The organism is Erwinia sp. INIA01, assembly GCF_025947915.1.
Lineage (GTDB): Bacteria > Pseudomonadota > Gammaproteobacteria > Enterobacterales > Enterobacteriaceae > Erwinia > Erwinia coffeiphila.
Genome location: NZ_JAPDNC010000010.1, coordinates 62,372 through 81,037, shown reverse-complemented (window position 1 = coordinate 81,037; position 18,666 = coordinate 62,372). Strand labels below are relative to the sequence as shown.

Below are 18,666 nucleotides of genomic sequence, written 5' to 3'. Positions count from 1 at the left end.
TTGCTTCACCATTGAATCCCCAGAGTCATGACTGTTTTAAATAAAACGTAATGACTATTTAAAAACCTCACTGCCTTTAAAAAATAACTTCTTCACGGTTTTTTTCAGGCGGATTTAATTGATGTTCCTGCTGCTGCTGAACATCAATAACGGACGTATTCAGGCCAATACACCATTTTCCTTTCGGCTGTAATAGCAGCATTTCTTTATGGAATTCGGTAATTGAAGGGCGATGCCCGACGCTGATAAAGGTGGTGCCGATATCGGCCAGCAGCAGATAGAGACGGCGTTCAGTATCGATATCCACCGCGCTGGTGGCTTCGTCGAGGAAGGCGAACCGGGGCCTGGCGAGCAGCACGCGGGCAAAGCCAATCCGCTGCTGCTCGCCGAGCGACAGCACTTTCCCCCAGTCGCGCACGCTGTTGAAATCGCCGTATTTCTCGCAGAGGTCGGGCAGGCTGACCTTCTCCAGGCAGGCCTGAAGCTCATCATCCGACACCTCGCGTTCAGTGTTGGGATACAGCAGCTGGGCACGCAGGTTAGCCAGAATCATGTAGGGACGCTGCGGCAGGAAAAAGCACTCTTCAATCGCGGGCATGACGATTTCTCCGCGCCCACGCTGCCACAGCCCGGCCATCGCGCGCAGCAGCGAGCTTTTACCGATCCCGGTCTGCCCCTGGATCAGCAGATGTTCACCGGGCGACACGGTCAACGAGAGATCCTGCACCAGCGCCTGCTCTCCGCCCGGCGTTTCCAGGCTGACGTTATGCAGGGCGATCAGCGGGCCGCGCCGGATGCGGATGCTGTGCTGCTTTTCATCTTCACGCTGCTGGTCCAGTTCATCAAAGCGTTCGACAATCTGCGCAAGGCGTACCGCGCTCGGTGCCATACTGGCGATAGTCGGGATAAACTGGGACAGGGTGGTCAGGGCGGTCATCATCTGCGTGGCGGCGGTGGTGGCCATGGCAATGGCACCGAACTCAATTTTGTTTTCAAAAAACAGCGGGGCGATCAGAAAGAACGGCGCCAGGTTCCACAGCTGGCCCATACCGAAGTTGATCATCGACATTTTCAGCTGGTAGATCAGAATGGCCATCCGGCTGTCGGTGGCGCTGGCCAGCCGTCCGTCAATCTGCTTCTTTTCCGTCTTTTCACCGCGATAAAACGCCACGGTTTCCGCATTATCCCGGACGTGCAGCAGGCCGTAGCGTAAATCGGCTTCCGCCACCGTGCTGTTAAAATTCAGCCGAATCATCGGGGTGTACATCACCAGGGTTATCGCCGTGGAAATCACCGCGTAGATAATCACGTACCACATCATCGTTTCGCTGATCGACGCGATAATAATTCCGCCGGTGAGCAGCCCCATCAGCTGGCTGATGATTTGCAGTGGGATGCCGGTCAGTACGGTGACAAACGGGTCAACATCGCCCTGAATACGCTGGTCGGGGTTATCCAGATCCTCATGCACCGTGATGTTGTAGTAGGTGCGGTGGCGCAGGTAGCGGCTCACCAGCCAGTCGGTCAGCCAGCTGCGCCAGCGCACAATCAGCACGCTGCTCATGTAATACATCACCGACTGAATGAACCAGGTCGCCACAGTAACGGCGGTGATCAGCCAGAACAGGCTGGCGTAGGTACTCTGCTTGCGCGCCACAATGGCGTTGGTCATCTCGGCCGTCAGGTTAGCGGTCCAGTAACCGATGGCGGCAAACGAGGGCGTCATCAGCAACAGCACCGACATCAGCAGCCACCAGCGGCGGTGATCGCGCTGCCGCCAGAACGGAAACGTCAGCATTCCTATCCGGCGCATCAGCAGGCGGGAGATACGGTAATCTTTTTTATTGATTTCGGGGGTTTTGCTGTCTTTCATCGCACAGCTCCCGGAGAGATCTCGCAGGCAGGATCGTTGCCAGTACGCATTACTTCACCTTAACGTTTAGACGGTTTGGCATCCTCCCCGGTTACGGAGAGGATGAACGTGTCTCATTTAGAACGCGTGGGGTGTAGCGAATCTGCAATCAGCAGGAGGGAAAAAATTTTGCGGCGGCGACTGGCGTGCTGCGAAAATCAGCCTGCGTCAGGTGCCTGACGTATCCAGATCACCGGGCCAAGGCGGGTCACACGCAGCGGCAGCGCTTTTTCCAGCTGGCTGTACCAGTCGTCAACGCGGGCAATATTGATGCTGGCATTCAGGCGCAGCGTATCTTTCTGCGGATAATCCAGATACACCGCCCGGCTGTCGTAGTGGCCCAGGGTGTGAACAATTTCGTTAAGCGTGTTGTTTTCAAAAATCAGCAGGCCTTTCTGCCAGGCGAGCTGCCGCGCGGCGTCAACCTGCGCCACCGTCAGGCTGTTATCGCTGGGGTTCAGGGTAACCGACCGGTCCGGGTCAACGGTCACGGTTTTCTGCCGGTCGCCGGACACGCTGACTTTGCCGCGCTGCACGGTAACCACGGTATTTTCGCCGTCAATCTTCACGCCAAACGCGGTTCCCAGTACGCGGATATGGCCGCTGCCGGCGTCAACGGTGAACGGGAGTTGCTCATCGTGCTTCACGTCAAAAAAGGCTTCGCCGCGCGCCAGGGTCACGTGACGCTGGGAGCCGCTGATCTCAACGTTGGCCGCGCTGTCGGTATTCAGCCACATGGTGCTGCCGTCATTGAGCGACACCTCACGAAACTCGCCCAGCCGGGTAGCATAGTTAAAGCGCCAGTAGCTCATCCACTGGTAGCAGCCCATCGTGCTGATAACCAGTAAAAAAAGCGCCATCATCGCCCGTTTTGGCGGCAGGGCAAAAGGCCAGCCGGAGGCAACAACACTGTCGGCAGGATAGAGGATCGCACGATGGCTGGCTTCCAGCGGTTTGCCGAGCTGCACCCACAGATCGGTCGCTCGCGAAAGCGCAGCCTGATGCTCCGGGCTGGTCCGACGCCAGGCTTCAAACTGTTTTAATTCGGCGGACGAGAAGCTGCCGGACATCATTCTGACCAGCCAGTGGATGGCTTCATCTTCCAGAACTTCGTCCTCGGGCCTACAGGGATCGTTATTGAGCGCCACAGTTATTTTCCGTTTCGGAGCTTAATATTCCATAAATTCATGGTGTTGCCAAAGCGTGAAGCGGTCATCCCCCGGACTTTTTAATCACGTCACGGCACTGGATCAGCGTTCTGACCGCATATTTTTCAACCAGACTGATAGAGATATCCATCCGTTTGGCGATCTCTTTATGGGTCAGCCCCTCAACGCGGTTGAGGTAGAGGATCTCGCGGCACTTTTCAGGGAGTTCAGACAGCGCGGCATCAAGAAGATTAATTTTCTCCACGCTGTAGTGGCTGTCTTCCGGTGAGGGCGAATAGCTCTCGAACAGATGGAGTGCGCCGCTGAGGATCTGCTCCCGTCGCTTTTCGTTACGACGATAGTCGTTTGACGCATTTAACGCAACGCGAATCAGGTAATTCCTGGCATCGCTGTACTGCGGGAATTCATTGGCTACGTTGATGATCTTGAAGTAAATCTCCTGCGTAATGTCCTGGGCAATATGGGTTGCGCCAGTGCGATAGCTCACAATTTTAAACAGCGTGGCGTAAACGTCGACAAAGACATCAACAATGTTGACGTCAGCTTCTTTGGCTAACATAGCGGTGCCTTATTAGAATGGTTGAAACCAACCCCGGTTGGCGACAAAGTGGCACAGCGCATGAAAAAGTTACAGTCTTTGCGTTATATGATATTCGTATATCATTTTTCAACGGACGGAAAAGTACCGCAACACGCGACATTACGAATCGGTTAAGAATATTTTAATTGTCATCACCCATGATTATTTAAATCTCTAACTTTATGAATTGTAATGAGTTGGCTATATCTGTAATTCTGCATACGTAACCCGTAATTATTATTATCTTTCAGATAACAGGCTATTTACCCTCTGCCGTTGTTTAATTCAATCCATACGGCGGATGTAAAAAGTGAAAATTGCAATTATCGGTCTGGGGCTGCGCCTGGGCTATGTGGCAAGGATTTTTTCCGAACTGGTGCCCAATCTGGAGATCGTCGGCTATGCCGATCCTGAGCCGGTTGGATTGCCCTACACCAAAGAATTTGGGGTAAACACCGGAAAAGCGTTCTCCGCGATCGATGAACTGCTTGCCGTGCCCGATCTGGATTTAGTGCTGATCGGGTCGCCGAATCATCTGCATCTTGAACATATCACCGCCGCGCTGGAAGCCGGCCACCGGGTGCTGTGCGAAAAACCGATCGTCGCCAGTGAAGAACAGACCCTGGCGCTGGCCCGTCTGATCCATCGCTTTAGCGCAGACCGCATTCTGGTCGGGCTGGTGATGCGCTACACGCCGCTGTATGCCGACCTCAAATCCCTGAAAACCAACGGTACGCTGGGCGAAATCTCCAGCATTGAAGCCTCTGAACATATCCCGCCTTATCACGGCGCGTTCTTTATGCGCGACTGGCGGCGCTATGAGAAATATTCCGGCGGTTTCCTGCTGGAGAAATGCTGCCACGACCTGGATATCTACCAGGGGATCGTCGGCGCGCGCGCCGTTCGCGTGGCCAGCTTCGGCGGTAGAAAGCTGTTCGTGCCGGAAAATGCGGCGCTGGAGCGGGAAGATATTCACCACAGCAAACCGGCGGGCTGGCAGGGCAGCACAGCCGTATTTGATAACGACGGCGATATCGTGGACTACCAGACGGCGATTATTGAATACCAGAACGGTGCAACCATGGCATTTCACGCCAACCTCAACGTGCCGGATCTGTTCCGTCGCTTCTGCATCGTGGGTACTACGGCCACCGCAGAGGGCGATTTCATCCGCAATACCCTGCAGGTGCACCGCTCGCCGGACGGGGAGAAAATTGTCGACAACCATCACTATTCCCGCACCGAACTGGGCCATCACTACGGTGGCGATGAGCGGATGGTGAAGGACATTGTCGATCATCTGCTGCATAACTAGCCGCTGCCGGTATCGGTGATCGACGCGCTGGAAGCAGGGCTGACGGCGATCAAAATAGATGAAGCGCGCCGCAGCGGCAGCCTGCTGGATCTGACCGAAAGCTGGCGGCGTTTTGACGTGGCGCTGAACGGCGAAGCCTGATGTCCCGCTCGTATCGCCGCGACAGGCGGCTGGCGCTGCTGCTGATGGCTCCGGCCGTGTTCTATCTGCTGGCTCTGGTGCTGTGGCCGCTGATTAACACCGTGATCCTGTCGTTTACCAATGCCTCGCTGCGGCAGAGCTATCAGTGGGTCGGCTGGCAGAACTACCGGACTCTGCTTAACGACGACTTTTTCAGCGTGCTGCTGCGAACGCTGCTGTGGACGCTGTTTGCCGTGGCAATGAAACTGCTGTTTGGCCTGATTGGCGCACTGCTGCTGAATGCCTCACTGGCGGGAAAAAAGCTGTTCCGGCTGCTGATTATTCCGCCGTGGGTGATCCCGGTGGCCATCAGCATGTTCATCTGGAGCTGGCTGTATAACGGCCAGTTCGGCGCGATTTCCGGCCTGCTCCAGCGCAGCGGCCTGCTGGAAGGGCCGTTTGAGTTTCTGGCCTTCCCCAACAGCGCTTTTTTTGCCTCAGCGATTGCTGATATCTGGGTCGGTATTCCCATGGTCGCGCTGTTTCTGCTGGCAGCCCTGCAGGGTATACCGGGCGATTTGTATGAGGCGGCATGGGTGGACGGAGCAGGGCGCGGCTACCGCGTGCGGCGCATCACGCTGCCGCTGATGTGGCCCGCAGTCGCCAGTATGGGTGTGCTCTCTTCGCTGTTCACTCTCAATGCTTTCGATGCCATCTGGATACTGACGCGCGGCGGGCCGCTGGATGCGACCAACACGCTGATTATTGACGCTTACCGTACGGGGATTGGCAGTTTCCGCTTCGGGCTGGGTGCCGCAAAAAGCGTGATGATCGCCGTGGTGACGCTGCTGTTTGCCTTTGGCTATTTTGCGCTGCTGCGAACCCGGCAGCCGGGAGAAGTACGTCCGTGATTAACCGCTATCGTCTGCATGAAAAAATCGCGCTGTATGCGGCCATTTTCCTGTTTCTGCTGGTGCTGCTGTTTCCCTTTTTTGAGGCGGTCAAAGCCGCATTCAGCCCGCTGTCTTCGCTGTTTCGCACGCCCTGGCATCCTTTGCCGCAGCACTTTTCACTGGAGGCCTGGCAAAACATGTGGCAGCGGGTGCCGTATCTGCCACGTTACATCTTTAACAGCGTGCTGATCGCCGGTGTTTCAACGCTGCTGACGCTGCTACTGTCCGTGCCTGCCGCCTACGCGCTGACCCGGCTGCCCATACCCGGCGTGCGCTACTTCTGGGCGCTGTTTCTGGGGGTGAACGTCTTCTCAGGGGCGGTACTGCTGATCCCGCTTTACCGCATGATGAAAACGTGGGGGATGCTGAACAGCTATGCCGGGATGATCGTTCCGGGCACGGCGTTTTTAATCCCCACGGCGGTGTGGCTGCTGCGGACTTATCTGGTGCAAATCCCGCGAGATCTGGAGGATGCTGCGCGCTGCGACGGCGCAGGCCGGATCTATATTCTGCGCCGTGTCATCCTGCCGCTGATCAAACCCGGGCTGGTGGCCGTGGCGGTGATTACCTTTATCAACAGCTATGCCAATCAATTTATCTTCGCGCTGACCTTTAACTCAAAGCGTGAATACATGCCCATCGCGGTCGGCATCTTCGACTTCTTTGGCCGCAATACCGTGCAGTGGAATGAATTAATGGCGGCCTGTCTGGTCGGCATCGTTCCCGCACTGCTGATTTTCGTCGTCCTACAGCGGTATTTAATCGATGGGTTAACCAAAGGTGCCGTTAAGCATTAATTTTATCTTTCATTCAGGGGAAATATGAACAAGTTAGCCATGGGGATTTTACTGGCGCTGGCGGCATCCGGTGCGCAGGCGGCCAATGAAAAAATTATCAATTTCATCCAGTGCGGCAGTAAAGCCTCACCGGGAATTGAAGAGAATATCAGCGCGTTTAACCAGGCCAATCCCGGTTACAAAGTCGTGCTGGAGGTGGTCGGCTGGGATCAGTGCGAGCAGAAGGTCACCACGCTGGCCTCTGCCGGTAATGCCCCGGCGCTGGCGCAGGTAGGCTCGCGTACGCTGACCCGCTTCTATCAGAACGACCTGATCGTACCGGTGCCGCTCAGTGCGGCAGAAAAGGGCAGCTACTACCCGGCGGTGCTGGATACCGTAAGCTACGAGGGCCAATATCTTGGCCTGCCGGTGGCGCTGTCCACCCGCGCGCTGTTCTGGAACAAAGCGCTGTTTAAGCAGGCGGGCCTGAACCCGGAGCAGCCGCCGAAGACCTGGCAGGAACTGCTGGACGATTCGCGCATTATCAAAGAGAAAACCGGCGCGGCGGGCTTCGGCCTGACCGGTAAAGCCTTCAGCAGCACCACGCACAGCTTCCTGCTGTGGCTGTACAGCAACGGCGGCGCGGTGCTGGACGGCGACAAAGTGGTGTTTAACTCACCGCAGGCGGTGGAAACGCTGGAGTGGTACAAGAAGATCCTGCCGTACGCCGAGCCGGGTCCGGTGGCCTACGATGCCGAAGCGCTGCGTCCGCTGTTCCATCAGGGCAAAGTGGCGATGTTTATGTCCGGCTCGTGGGAGCGCGGTCAGTTCCCGGCGGGTCTGGAGTGGGGCGTTGCGCCGCTGCCGTATGGCCCGCACGGTAAGCCGAGCAATCTGCTGGTCACCGACAGCCTGGCGATTTTTAAAGGCACCGGCGTGGAAGATAAAGCGATTGCCTTTGCGAAATTTATTACCACCCCGGACCGTCAGCTGGCCTATGAGAAGGGCTACGGCTTTACCCCGGTGCGCCCGGATCACGGACCGAAACAGCTGGTGGCGGAAGATGCCAGCTGGAAGCCGTTTATCGACGGCGTGGCCCTGGGGAAAGCGGAACCGCTGTTCTACGATCCGGAGCAGTTCCAGCAGACGATCAACACCGCTATCCAGCAGGTGTTACTGAATCAGGCCACGCCTGAGCAGGCCGTGAAAACCGCCGCCCAGGCACTGGAACAGAACGGCAAATAAATGCCGGTGGCCCGCCTGAGTGCGGGCCATGACCTGAGGAAGCTATGCGTCAGTTACGTATTGAACATCTGGAAAAACGCCATCAGGGTCAAATAATCCTGCATGACATCAATTTAACCATTCAGCAGGGCGAATTTGTGGTGTTTGTCGGGCCGTCCGGCTGCGGGAAAACCACGCTGCTGCGCAGCCTGGCGGGGCTGGAGGAGATCCACGGCGGCCGCATCCTGCTGGACGATCGCGACGTCAGCGAGGCATCGCCCATTGAGCGTGAAGTGGCGATGGTCTTTCAGTCCTACGCGCTCTATCCCCATCTCAGCGTCTTTGAAAATCTGGCCTTTCCGCTGCGGGTTGCAAAGCTGCCGGAAGCGCAGATCGTCGCGGCGGTCCACGCGGCGGCAGAGTCGTTACAGCTGACGGCATATCTGCGGCACAAGCCCGGTATGCTCTCAGGCGGGCAGCGTCAGCGGGTGGCTATCGGCCGCGCGATCGTACGTAAACCGGCGATTTTTCTGTTCGATGAGCCGCTGTCTAACCTTGATGCCGGGCTGAGGGGCAGCATGCGGCAGGAGATCTCACGCCTGCACCGTACGCTGGGCGTCACCACGCTGTACGTCACCCACGATCAGATTGAGGCGATGACCATGGCCGATCGTATTGTGGTACTGAACAAAGGTCGCATCGAGCAGAGCGGCACCCCGCAGGAGCTGTACTTCCAGCCGCGCAGCCTGTTTGTGGCTCGGTTTATTGGTCATCCGCAGATCAACAACTTTACCACGGCGATTGAGCATCAGCGCGACGGGCGCTTACAGCTTGCGCTGCCGTCATTACCACATATCCCGCTGCTGACGCTGTCTGAGCCCCCTTTAAGTGACAATGTCACTCTGGCGATCCGCCCGGAGCATATCCTTCTCAGCCCGACGGCGACGGGCATTGAAGGTGAGCTGCCGTTTGAGATCATCAACGTGGAATGGCAGGGAAATCAAAGCATGCTGTACGGCGAAATCGGCGGGCAGCCCGCTTGTTGCGTGACGGCGGACTACATTGACAGGTCACAGCTTTCCCGCTGCTATGTGCGCTTTCCGGCTGACCGCATTCTGTTGTTTGACGCCGGGGGAAATCGCTGCGTTACTTATCCAGCGCCACCCAGCGTTTGCCGACCAGAATAGTCAGCGCCACAATCGACACCACTGCGGCAAGGTGCATGACAAAGTCCAGTACATGCAGATGTATCGGGTGACAGAAGGCCAGCAGGCTGACCGCCAGGCTGGAAATGCCCACACCCGCCATCGCCAGGCTGCGTACCGGATGCAGCGAACGGCTGCGGCGCAGGCTGGCAATCATCAGCAGCATCATCGGCGTACTGACCACCATCAGGAAGGTGAAACAGCGCGTGCTGTCGTCATCATGCAAGATCGCGCCGTTGCCCTGCATATTTATTACGCTCAGCCCGAACCACATCAGCGCAATCGGCAACAGCGCTTTCCAGCTCAAGGTTCGGCGCCCGGCGATGCTCAGGGTAAAAGCACCGCGGATGGCTAGCGTACCGAGTAAAAAGGCCAGGGCAATTTGAAGGATCGCCAGCTTTGCGCCGGGCTGCGACCAGTCGGTCAGCCCGCGCGGCACCAGAAAGCTGGCGGCGACGGCGCAAGGCAGGGCGACGGCAAGCCAGGCCATCACCCGCAGACCCGTGGGCCAGATACGCCTGACGGGCTTGATTTCCCGCCCGAGTTTTTCAATTAAAGCATTATGATCGGTCATGGTTGGCTCCAAAACGGCGCAGATTTTTTAGCGCCCGGTGCAGCAGGGATTTCACTGCGGCGACCGTCAGATGGTTATGCGCGGCGGCTTCCGTCAGGCTCATTTCGCGCAGGTGAACGTGTTCAACAATTTCCCGCTGCCGCAAAGGCAGCTGGCTCAGATAGCCTTCCAGCTCCTGCTGGCTTTCCGCACGCTGCATGTTCGGCTGGCTTACCGGCTCCGGCAGCGTCTCTTCCGGAATTTCCCATTGCTGGTAGCGCCCGCGCCGCCGCAGGGCATCGATCGCGCGTGCGGAGATAATGGCCATCAGCCACGGCAGAAAGGGAAAGGCGGGATCGTAGGTATGGCGCACACGATGTACCGTCAGCAGCACATCCTGCACTACATCCTCGGTTAACACATCGTCAGCAACCTGTCTGCGCACCTGTGAACGGATCACCGGCACCAGCGCTTTCAGCAGCCGGGTATAGGCAGGCCGATCGCCTGCCTGCGCCTGTTCCATTAGCGCGGGCCAGCTTTCGCGCGCGCTGTCGTTCATTTCCATCTTCCGCCTTGTTATTACGCTTTTTTACCGGCTGCCTGGTTCAGTGCATTGACCACAATACCCGGCGTCAGCACCTGCGGCAGCACTTTCGGTGGTCCGCCGTCGGCGGGATACACCACGTACAGCGGCAGGCCGCCCTGACCAAACTCGTTAAGGGCATCGTCCACGTCGGGGTTAAATTTGGTCGAATCCGCCACCATATACCGCGTGCCGGTTTTGGCCAGCACGTCTTTCACCGCCTGGGTGGAGAGCGAGGTTTTCTCATTAACCTGACAGGTTATACACCAGGAGGCGGTAAAGTTCACAAAGATGGCTTTACCCTGTCCGCGCTCGGCGGCAACGGTCTGCGGCGTCCATTTTTCCTGAACAACTTCCGCTGTGGCCGTTTCTCCGGGCAGTGCATCCCCCGGTTTGATCAGGCCAGGAAGCGGGGCCAGCACGGCCACAATCAGCACGGCGGTGAGCGCATACATCAGCCTGTGGCCTTTCCCCTGCAGGTGGCGATGTTGTGCCATACCGTACAGCCAGGCTGCGAAACTCAGCACCACGGAAGCGGTCAGCAGGGTTGCCAGCGCGGCGCTACCGGCCTGCTGCGCCAGTACCCACACCAGCCACGCGTAGGCACCAAACATCGGGAAGGCCAGCCCGCGCTTGAGGATATCCATCCACGCTCCCGGTTTCGGCAACAGCCGTGCCAGCGCCGGGAACAGCGAAATCAGAGTAAAGGGCGCGGCAAACCCCAGCGCCAGCGCAAAGAAGATCACCAGCGCCACCGCCGGCGGCTGCACCAGTGCATAGCCAATCGCGCTGGCCATAAACGGTGCGGCGCACGGCGTGGCGACGATAATTGCCAGCGCGCCGGTCAGCGCGGAGCGAACAAAAGCGCCACGGCCCACATCAAGCGCACCCACGCGCTGCGCGGATAAGCCAACTTCGAAAACGCCCAGCAGATTCAGCGCCGCCGCAAGGATCACCAGCGACAGCAGGGCGATAACCAGCGGCGACTGTAGCTGGAATCCCCAGCCCACCGCCGCGCCTCCTGCGCGTGCCGCAAGAAGTATCCCCGCCAGTGCCATCATGGTCACCGTTACGCCCAGCAGAAAGCCCAGACCTTCGCGACGGGTGCCGGCAGAGTTATCCGCATGGCGCAGCAGCCCGAATGCCTTCAGTGAGATCACCGGAAACACGCAGGGCATAAAGTTCAGAATGATGCCGCCAATAAAGGCGGCCAGCATGGCAGTTAACATCGCTGGCCTCGTTGCTTAGTGGGTACGTGGATGAGCCGCGTCGTACTGCTTCACGGCGGCCAGCGTCTTCTCGATATGGGTTTCCGGGTTTCTGTCAGTGTAGCTCAGCAGAATGTTGCCATCCGGTGCGATCACATAAGAGGTACGGTCCGAGAGGGTTTTGCCCTTCATCTGCATCTGGGTCTGGTATTCACCGGCGACTTTGGCTCCCGGATCGGCGGCCACGGCAAATTTATCCCGGCACTCCAGTTTGGAGAAGTCGCTGACCTGCTCGGTATTTCCGGCGGTTACGCCAATGACCGTTGCGCCCATTTTCGTAAAGTCATCGGTCGCTTCGGCAAAGTCGTGGGCTTCAATCGTGCAGCCCGCGCTGAAGGCTGCCGGGAAGAAGTACAGTACGACCGGGCCTTTTTGCAGCGCTTTTTGCAGCGAGAAGGTGATCGGCTTACCGGCCAGTGCGCCCTGCAGCTCAAAATCCGGGGCCTTCGCCCCGGCGGGCAGAGCGGCTCCGGCATTAAAGGCAAGGGCGGACAGGCCCAGCGCGGCGGAGAAGGTCAGTGTAGAGGCGAGTTTTTTCAGTTTCATTATCTGCTCCTGCGAAGTAAGTGAGTACCGGTTTGGTTGACTCCTTAATCAGTTCGCAGCAGCAGACAGAAAAGTTGCGCCGGGCAGAAAATAATTATTCTCCCCAGCGTTTCCTCAGATAGTTAACCGCTTCCTGCGTCTGTGGCTGATTCAGGTAGTTCTCCCGGAACAGGATGGTGCCACTGATTTGTGGCAGCGACTCATTCAGATCGAGCTGTTTCTTCAGCTCCGGCACGCCGCCACCGATGGTCCAGTCCGGCTCGTTCTTCGATGGTTCACCGACTTTATACAGCGCAATGCCGATATAAAGACGGGTTTTGGTCGGTTTCACTACCTCCGCCCACCACTTTGCCAGCACGTCATAGCGGGCGGCATCGCGGGCGAAAGGCCAGTAGATTTGCGGGGCAATGTAGTCCAGCAGCCCCTGCTGCACCCAGCGGCGGGTATCTGCATAGGATTCGTCATAGGCGGCAGCGCCGCGCGTGTCGGAGCCTGCGGCGTCATGGGAACGGTTGCGCCATACTCCGGCCGGGCTGACGCCAAACTCCACATCTGGCTTCAGCTGTTTAATGGTGCGTGAAACCTGTTCAATCAGCAGCTGGGTGTTATGCCGCCGCCAGTCGGCTTTGGAGGCAAAGCCCTGGCCGTACTGTCTGAAGGTCTGGCTGTCGTTAAGGGCAGATCCTGGCGACTCGGTATAGAAATAATCATCAAACTGCACGCCGTCGACGGGATAGCGCGCGACCACCTCTGCGACAATGCTGGTGATCCAGTCGCGGGCGTCGGGAATGCCCGGGTCAAGCACATAGCGATCGCCGGAAGTACGAATCCAGTCGCGGTGCAGCACAAAAACGCTGGCCGGATTCTGCGACAGAGTGCGGTTCAGTTCGGCAACGGTTCCGGGTTTAGTATTGACCGTGACACGATAGGGGTTAAACCAGGCGTGAACCTTGATGCCGCGCCGGTGCGCTTCATCCAGCATAAACTGCAGCGGATCGTAGCCCGGGTCCCGGCCGATTTTGCCGGTCATCATATCCGACCACGGCAGGATTTTTGACGGCCACAGCGCAGTGCCATCCGGTTTCACCTGGAAGAACACCGTATTGATGCCGAGGCTTTTCAGCTTGTCCAGCTTATCGGTCAGCGCTTTTTTCTGCTGGCTGATGCGTACGGCATCGTTGCTGATATTAACCGACGCGATCGGCGGCCAGTCCAGGCGGGAAACGGTGGTTAACCACACGCCGCGCATCGGCTGCTGGCTGTGTGGCGATATCGGCGGCTGAGGCTGATTCGGATTCGCTACGGGCGGTAGCGGCGTGACCAGAGAAACCGGCGGTTTGCTGGCACAGCTGGCAAGGAGCAGCGCGGCGGCGATAAGCAGGCCGGACTGACATTTAGCCCGAGGCGAGAGGTGACGGAACCGGACGATGATTGACTTCCTTTTTCATACCGACGTTGAGTGAAAGGTATTTTCTTATTATCTGCAACGTTGTCAATGTAGCATCTTGCGGATGATTTCGTGTTTCGCACTATGGCGGCAGGAAAGATTAAGCAGGCAGTAACATCGGGGACTGAGGCGGGGACAGGAGAATTCTTTGTTCAGGTTCCGGGCAGGCTCAGCCATTATCGCTGTGATTAACAGACGAGAGCTGAGCCTGCCCGTGATGAGATTATTTCAGATGCTGTTGCAGTTCGGCACCCGCCTGCGACAGGGCGGTTTTCACCGTTGGCTCTTCACTTAACGGATTCAGTAAACCGTAGTCATGGATCATGCCATTGTAACGGGTGACGGTCACCGGCACGCCTGCGGCATCCAGCTTACGCCCAAACGCTTCACCTTCGTCACGCAGCACATCCAGCTCCGCCGTCTGAATCAGCGTCTGCGGGAAGCCTTTCAGCTGTTCAGTGCTGGCACGCAGTGGGGAGGCCAGAATGTTGTTACGATCCGCGGCACTGGTGGTGTAGTTATCCCAGAACCACTTCATCATGTTGCGGGTCAGGAAATGGCCGTTGGCAAACTGGTGATAGGACGCATCATCGAAGTTCGCATCGGTCACCGGCCACAGCATCACGTTATAGCGAATTTTCGGTGCGCCGAGCTGTTTGGCCTGCAGGGCAACCGCCGCCACCATATTACCGCCCACGCTGTTGCCCACCAGAGCCAGACGGCTGCCGTCAACGCCGATTTCACTGCCGTGCTCGGCAACCCAGCGGGTGGCCTGATAGGCCTGATTAATCGCGACCGGGAAATGCGCTTCCGGGGAAGGGGTGTAATCGACGTAAACCGCCGCCGCGCCAGAATCACGGACCAGATCGCGGATCAAGCGTTCATGAGTCGGGTAGTCGCCCAGTACCCAGCCGCCACCGTGGAAGAACATAAACACCGGAAGGGTGCCCGTCGCGTTTTCCGGTTTGACGATTTTCAGCCTGATGTTCTGACCGTTCACCTGAATTATTTTATCGCTAACCTGCGCGGCAGGCAGCTTCGCACCCTGCTGGGCACCGATCAGCACCTGACGGGCTTCATGCGGGGTCATCTGTTCCATCGGTTTACCTTTGCCTGAATTCAGCACGTCCAGGAAAGCTTTTACACCGGCGGTAGGGGCAGGCGCGTTCAGTGGCTGAGTGGTCGCTGCGGAAGCGGCTGAAGCAAAGACGGCGGATGTTAATAAAATCGATGCAATTTTCATTAGTGTAGCCCTCTGTATTTTTTGAATAAAAACTTAGTGTTGGTTTATCCCGGTTAGTGATGTCTGACTGCTCGCTCACTTGCCTTGTGCGAATAATACTTGCACGCAAGATACTTATGGTCAAACTTTATTTATAATAAAATTCTGCAACCTCGTTCAGCTGGTGGAAAAAATGAAAAAAAACAGCATATTAGATGGGCAACTTTGTTTCTCACTCTATTCGGTCACCAATGCGCTTATCCGTCAGTACCGCCCGTTACTGAAAGAATTCGATCTGACCTACCCGCAGTTTGTCGTGCTGCTGGCGCTCTATGACCAGGATGATATTCCGCTGCGTGAACTGAGCGAAAAAACGCTGTTCGACTCGGGGACGTTAACGCCTTTGGTACAGAAACTGGAGGCGAAGGGGTTCCTTAACCGGGTATCGATCGCCGAAGACGAAAGGGTGAAAAAAGTGGTTCTGACGCCAAAGGCGAGGGATCTTCAGGATAAAATCGTCGCCATTCCGAAGCAGATGCGCTGCTTTATGCGCATGGACGATGAAGAACTGGAAATGTTACGAATCTTCTCGAAAAAGCTTCTTCTCGACCTCTGACAGACGCGATCTGCGCTGAATTTCATTTTGCGCAGATCGCTGTTTTTACCTTCATCTCTATCGTTATCCTTTGATCCCGTTATCCCATTCTGGCATCTGTTCCACGACCCCTATAGCCACATTGAACGCCTCGCTCCCGTCTGAGATCTCACGCCCATAGCCACGGCATCGATCTGCTATAAGCAGGACGCAGAGTCGTACTTCAACACAGCCTAAACCCCTGATCTTAGTGTTACAAATTGGTTGAAAGTTTGCATGGTTAGTTGACAGAGTATTTACAAATGTAAATAATAAAAATACTTGGTGTATACATGCAATACACAAAAGAAATGCATGAAGCCTCGCTTTCGGGTTCTTCAGGGCAGATCTGTTCTCATCACGGAGTTTATTCTTAATGGGTATTTTACGAAGAAAATTGCTGGTTGGCACCGGGATCGGCGCTGGTATCGTCGCGGCGGGTGGGGGAGCTTCCCTGCTGACCGACAATCTGCCCGCAGCGCCGGATTCACTGCTGAAAATTGATGCGCTGCCTTCCGACGATCCAACGCCTGGCTGGTTCCACACCAGCCGTAAACGCCAGCCGCAGCCCGCGCTGGTGGGCGATGCGAAAGCACCATGGGTAGTGATTGGTGCCGGTTTCACCGGACTGGCCGCCGCACGTCAGCTGGCACTGAACTTCCCGGACGATCAGATCATCCTTGTTGAAGCGCAGCAGGTTGGATTCGGCACGTCCGGCCGTAACGCCGGATTCCTGATCGACGTACCTCACGATATCGGCGCACCGGACTATATCGGCGATAAAAAAATTGCCCGTAATATCCTCAATCTGAACCAGACCGGGCAGCGCATCCTGAAAGAGCAGGTGGAAGAGCACAATATCGTTGATGCCCAGATGCGTCATTCGGGTAAGTACCAGGCCGCAGTGGAAGACAGCGGTATTGCGGTGCTGGAAGCCTATCGCGGCGGTCTGGAATCGCTGGGGCAGCCATGCAAGATTATCGACGGTAAGGATCTGCCCGATCATCTCGGCACGAAATTCTACCGTAAGGCGCTGTACACGCCGGGAACGATTCTGGTTCAGCCATCAGGACTGGTAAAGGGCCTTGCGGACAGCCTGCCGGCCAATGTTAAGCTGTACGAAGAAACGCCGATCACCGCCATTGAATACGAACCGCAGATTGTGCTGCATCACGCAACCGGCCGCATATTTGCCGATAAGCTGATCCTCGCCAACAATGCCTTCGGTACACACTTTGGCTTCGGCGAGCGCACCATTTTCCCGATCTTCACCTACGGCAGCCTGACCCGCCCGCTGACCAAAGCGGAGCAGGAAAGCATTGGCGGCCAGGAATTCTGGGGCGTTATTCCTGCCGATCCGTTCGGAACCACCTCGCGTCGTACCCACGATAACCGCATTCTGATCCGTAACAGCTTCAGCTTTAACTCGGACGGGCGCTACAAACCGGGCTACACCCAGAAGTATCGTGAAACCCACCGTCAGTCGTTTGAGCGCCGTTTCCCAACGCTGCAGGACGTTAACTTTGAACATACGTGGGGCGGTGGTCTGGGCATGACCCGTAACGGATCGAGCCTGTTCGGCGAACTGAGAAAGAACGTCTACGGCTCGCTGGGCTGTAATGGCCTGGGGACCGTGCGCGGCACCGCGATGGGCACCATGCTGGCCGACTGGCTGGCGGGTAAAAGTAACGACACGATTAACTTCCTGCTGTCGCTGCCAAAACCAGAGTGGAACCCGCCGGAACCGCTGCTGACCATGGGCGTTAACTTCACCCTGCGGAAAGGCATGCACGACGCGGGCCAGGAAGCGTAAATCCGACAGTAAGTCGACATCCAGGCTGTGTTCGTTAACCGAATGCAGCCTTTTTTTATGCGTTATCAAATGCATGATCTGCATTGCATGTTGAAAACAACACACTGCATAAAATGTGTGGGATAGATTAGACTCGATTTTTAATATTTGATTATATTGAAAAAAGAGAAAACTATGCACATCAGGGACATCCGCATATCACATTTATCAACGCGCGACGGTGATAAATGAACATTCCCAACCTCTCAGGCTATCTGAATCAGTTTCAAATCTTTATTAAAATTGCCGAAACCGGCAACCTCTCGCGAGCGGCCAGGGAACTGGGGCTGACGCCGTCGGCGGTAAGCAAGAGCCTCTCCCAGTTAGAAAGCATCACCGGCAATCTGCTCATCAATCGCGAAAGCCGCCCATTCCAGCTGACTCTGGATGGACGGCGTATTCTACAGCTGGCGCAGCGGGTTATTGCCGATATCGAAAGTATTGCCGACGGCAGCCGCGTGCCGGGTATGCAGGGCGAAACGCTGCGCATCAGCTGCTCGGTGGCCTTTGGCTGTACGCATATTCCCACGCTGTCGAGCGATTTTCAGGCCCGGTATCCGGGCATTGGTATTAACGTGATGCTGGACGATCGCTTTATCAACCTCGATCGTGAGGATATCGACGTGGCGTTCAGAATTACCTCAGAAGCGGCAACGCAGAACGAGGATGCGGAGCAATTGATGGATATCCGCTGGTTTTACTGCGCTTCCCCCGAGTATTTACGCTGTCATCCACCGATTACCGTTCCCGCCGATTTACGTTTCCATCACTGTCTGGTTTACCCGCAGATGACCCATGATGGTAAATGGATGTTCCGCCATCATACCCGCAGTGAAACGGTTGCGGTGACCCCACATCTGTCCTGTAACTCCAGTCTGCTTTTGCTGCAAAGGGCACTGCTGCATGGCGGCGTGGCCTGCCTGCCGGATTATCTGGCCTGTCATTACATTAATAGCGGCAAGCTTGTCCGCGTGCTGTCGGACTACGATCCAGGCGTCACCCATCGGCTACAGGCAAGAGTCCGCCATTCGGCCAGAGATAATAAAACGCTGAATCTTTTTCTGGCGTTTATTAAAAGCCGCCTGGTGCAGAACTGTGACCCGACAGCCGATATTTAGGAAACTAACTGTGAAAGGCATTCACAGTTGACGGAGAGAAAGCCGCGCACATCACAAATCATCTTTGCCGTGGAAAACACTTCATGGCAAACGATCGCCGTTCACGGAATATAAGCCTGCGGAACGGAGAGTTAAAAACTTCGAGCGCGTTTTCTACGTTAATGCGGCTTTCTGCAATGCAGATAATTC

16 protein-coding genes and 1 pseudogene are annotated in these 18,666 nt (G+C 56.5%); 8 read left to right on the top strand and 9 right to left on the bottom strand.

Annotated features, from left to right (window positions below):
* Window positions 1-76: 76 nt before the first annotated feature.
* The 3 genes from OMR58_RS17950 to OMR58_RS17940 form a co-directional block, all read right to left on the bottom strand.
* Window positions 77-1,873: an ABC transporter ATP-binding protein/permease gene (locus OMR58_RS17950; RefSeq protein ID WP_264546562.1), complete on the bottom strand. Its 1,797-nt coding sequence runs from the start codon at window positions 1,871-1,873 to the stop codon at window positions 77-79.
* A 197-nt stretch (window positions 1,874-2,070) separates the two neighbouring features.
* Complete coding sequence (locus OMR58_RS17945; RefSeq protein WP_264546561.1) at window positions 2,071-3,060, bottom strand: FecR family protein; 990 nt, start codon at window positions 3,058-3,060, stop codon at window positions 2,071-2,073.
* 64 nt (window positions 3,061-3,124) lie between these two features.
* Window positions 3,125-3,640, bottom strand: coding sequence for an RNA polymerase sigma factor (locus tag OMR58_RS17940; RefSeq protein WP_200558850.1), 516 nt, complete (start codon window positions 3,638-3,640; stop codon window positions 3,125-3,127).
* A gap of 331 nt (window positions 3,641-3,971) precedes the next feature.
* On the opposite strand from OMR58_RS17940, the pseudogene OMR58_RS17935 reads away from it, so the two are divergent.
* The 5 genes and pseudogenes from OMR58_RS17935 to OMR58_RS17915 all read left to right on the top strand — a co-directional run bounded on the left by OMR58_RS17935 (window position 3,972) and on the right by OMR58_RS17915 (window position 9,236).
* A pseudogene (locus tag OMR58_RS17935) lies at window positions 3,972-5,117 on the top strand (Gfo/Idh/MocA family protein).
* Window positions 5,117-6,007 carry a carbohydrate ABC transporter permease gene (locus OMR58_RS17930; RefSeq protein WP_264546560.1) on the top strand — a complete coding sequence of 297 codons (891 nt, stop codon included), beginning with the start codon at window positions 5,117-5,119 and terminating at the stop codon, window positions 6,005-6,007. Before OMR58_RS17935 ends, OMR58_RS17930 begins: the two are co-directional and overlap by 1 nt.
* Complete coding sequence (locus OMR58_RS17925) at window positions 6,004-6,846, top strand: carbohydrate ABC transporter permease (RefSeq protein ID WP_264546559.1); 843 nt, start codon at window positions 6,004-6,006, stop codon at window positions 6,844-6,846. The genes OMR58_RS17930 and OMR58_RS17925 overlap by 4 nt, the downstream gene beginning before the upstream one ends.
* Before the next feature lie 24 nt (window positions 6,847-6,870).
* On the top strand, window positions 6,871-8,070 hold the full coding sequence (locus OMR58_RS17920; protein ID WP_200558854.1) for an ABC transporter substrate-binding protein: 1,200 nt from the start codon (window positions 6,871-6,873) through the stop codon (window positions 8,068-8,070).
* A 44-nt stretch (window positions 8,071-8,114) separates the two neighbouring features.
* Window positions 8,115-9,236, top strand: coding sequence for an ABC transporter ATP-binding protein (locus tag OMR58_RS17915; protein WP_264546558.1), 1,122 nt, complete (start codon window positions 8,115-8,117; stop codon window positions 9,234-9,236).
* Here the strand turns inward: OMR58_RS17915 and OMR58_RS17910 are convergent.
* The 6 genes from OMR58_RS17910 to OMR58_RS17885 form a co-directional block, all read right to left on the bottom strand.
* The gene (locus OMR58_RS17910) at window positions 9,196-9,828 is read right to left on the bottom strand and encodes an NrsF family protein (RefSeq protein ID WP_200558856.1); all 633 of its coding nucleotides are present in this window, start codon (window positions 9,826-9,828) and stop codon (window positions 9,196-9,198) included. The two genes, OMR58_RS17915 and OMR58_RS17910, sit on opposite strands and share 41 nt — an antisense overlap.
* Complete coding sequence (locus OMR58_RS17905) at window positions 9,815-10,372, bottom strand: sigma-70 family RNA polymerase sigma factor (protein ID WP_105593811.1); 558 nt, start codon at window positions 10,370-10,372, stop codon at window positions 9,815-9,817. The genes OMR58_RS17910 and OMR58_RS17905 overlap by 14 nt, the downstream gene beginning before the upstream one ends.
* 14 nt (window positions 10,373-10,386) lie before the next feature.
* On the bottom strand, window positions 10,387-11,619 hold the full coding sequence (locus tag OMR58_RS17900) for a protein-disulfide reductase DsbD family protein (RefSeq protein WP_264546557.1): 1,233 nt from the start codon (window positions 11,617-11,619) through the stop codon (window positions 10,387-10,389).
* 15 nt (window positions 11,620-11,634) lie between these two features.
* Window positions 11,635-12,204, bottom strand: coding sequence for a peroxiredoxin (locus tag OMR58_RS17895; protein ID WP_172606622.1), 570 nt, complete (start codon window positions 12,202-12,204; stop codon window positions 11,635-11,637).
* 94 nt (window positions 12,205-12,298) lie between these two features.
* Window positions 12,299-13,636, bottom strand: coding sequence for a glycoside hydrolase family 10 protein (locus OMR58_RS17890; protein WP_200546502.1), 1,338 nt, complete (start codon window positions 13,634-13,636; stop codon window positions 12,299-12,301).
* Window positions 13,637-13,874: 238 nt separating this feature from the next.
* Entirely contained in the window at window positions 13,875-14,894 is a 1,020-nt protein-coding gene (locus OMR58_RS17885; protein WP_264546556.1) for an alpha/beta hydrolase, read from the bottom strand.
* Window positions 14,895-15,066: 172 nt separating this feature from the next.
* Between OMR58_RS17885 and OMR58_RS17880 the strand changes: the two genes are divergently transcribed.
* The 3 genes from OMR58_RS17880 to OMR58_RS17870 all read left to right on the top strand — a co-directional run bounded on the left by OMR58_RS17880 (window position 15,067) and on the right by OMR58_RS17870 (window position 18,477).
* Window positions 15,067-15,489, top strand: a complete 423-nt coding sequence (locus OMR58_RS17880; RefSeq protein ID WP_264546555.1) for a MarR family winged helix-turn-helix transcriptional regulator — start codon at window positions 15,067-15,069, stop codon at window positions 15,487-15,489.
* A gap of 394 nt (window positions 15,490-15,883) precedes the next feature.
* On the top strand, window positions 15,884-17,320 hold the full coding sequence (locus OMR58_RS17875; RefSeq protein ID WP_264546554.1) for an NAD(P)/FAD-dependent oxidoreductase: 1,437 nt from the start codon (window positions 15,884-15,886) through the stop codon (window positions 17,318-17,320).
* A gap of 227 nt (window positions 17,321-17,547) precedes the next feature.
* Window positions 17,548-18,477: a LysR family transcriptional regulator gene (locus OMR58_RS17870; protein WP_200558860.1), complete on the top strand. Its 930-nt coding sequence runs from the start codon at window positions 17,548-17,550 to the stop codon at window positions 18,475-18,477.
* The last annotated feature ends 189 nt before the right edge of the window (window positions 18,478-18,666 follow it).

Coding starts and splice junctions, on each gene's coding strand:
- OMR58_RS17950 (WP_264546562.1), bottom strand. CDS start 1,873: ATGAAAGACAGCAAAACCCCCGAAATCAATAAAAAAGATTACCGTATC.
- OMR58_RS17940 (WP_200558850.1), bottom strand. CDS start 3,640: ATGTTAGCCAAAGAAGCTGACGTCAACATTGTTGATGTCTTTGTCGAC.
- OMR58_RS17930 (WP_264546560.1), top strand. CDS start 5,117: ATGTCCCGCTCGTATCGCCGCGACAGGCGGCTGGCGCTGCTGCTGATG.
- OMR58_RS17920 (WP_200558854.1), top strand. CDS start 6,871: ATGAACAAGTTAGCCATGGGGATTTTACTGGCGCTGGCGGCATCCGGT.
- OMR58_RS17915 (WP_264546558.1), top strand. CDS start 8,115: ATGCGTCAGTTACGTATTGAACATCTGGAAAAACGCCATCAGGGTCAA.
- OMR58_RS17910 (WP_200558856.1), bottom strand. CDS start 9,828: ATGACCGATCATAATGCTTTAATTGAAAAACTCGGGCGGGAAATCAAG.
- OMR58_RS17905 (WP_105593811.1), bottom strand. CDS start 10,372: ATGGAAATGAACGACAGCGCGCGCGAAAGCTGGCCCGCGCTAATGGAA.
- OMR58_RS17900 (WP_264546557.1), bottom strand. CDS start 11,619: ATGTTAACTGCCATGCTGGCCGCCTTTATTGGCGGCATCATTCTGAAC.
- OMR58_RS17895 (WP_172606622.1), bottom strand. CDS start 12,204: ATGAAACTGAAAAAACTCGCCTCTACACTGACCTTCTCCGCCGCGCTG.
- OMR58_RS17885 (WP_264546556.1), bottom strand. CDS start 14,894: ATGAAAATTGCATCGATTTTATTAACATCCGCCGTCTTTGCTTCAGCC.
- OMR58_RS17880 (WP_264546555.1), top strand. CDS start 15,067: ATGAAAAAAAACAGCATATTAGATGGGCAACTTTGTTTCTCACTCTAT.
- OMR58_RS17875 (WP_264546554.1), top strand. CDS start 15,884: ATGGGTATTTTACGAAGAAAATTGCTGGTTGGCACCGGGATCGGCGCT.
- OMR58_RS17870 (WP_200558860.1), top strand. CDS start 17,548: ATGAACATTCCCAACCTCTCAGGCTATCTGAATCAGTTTCAAATCTTT.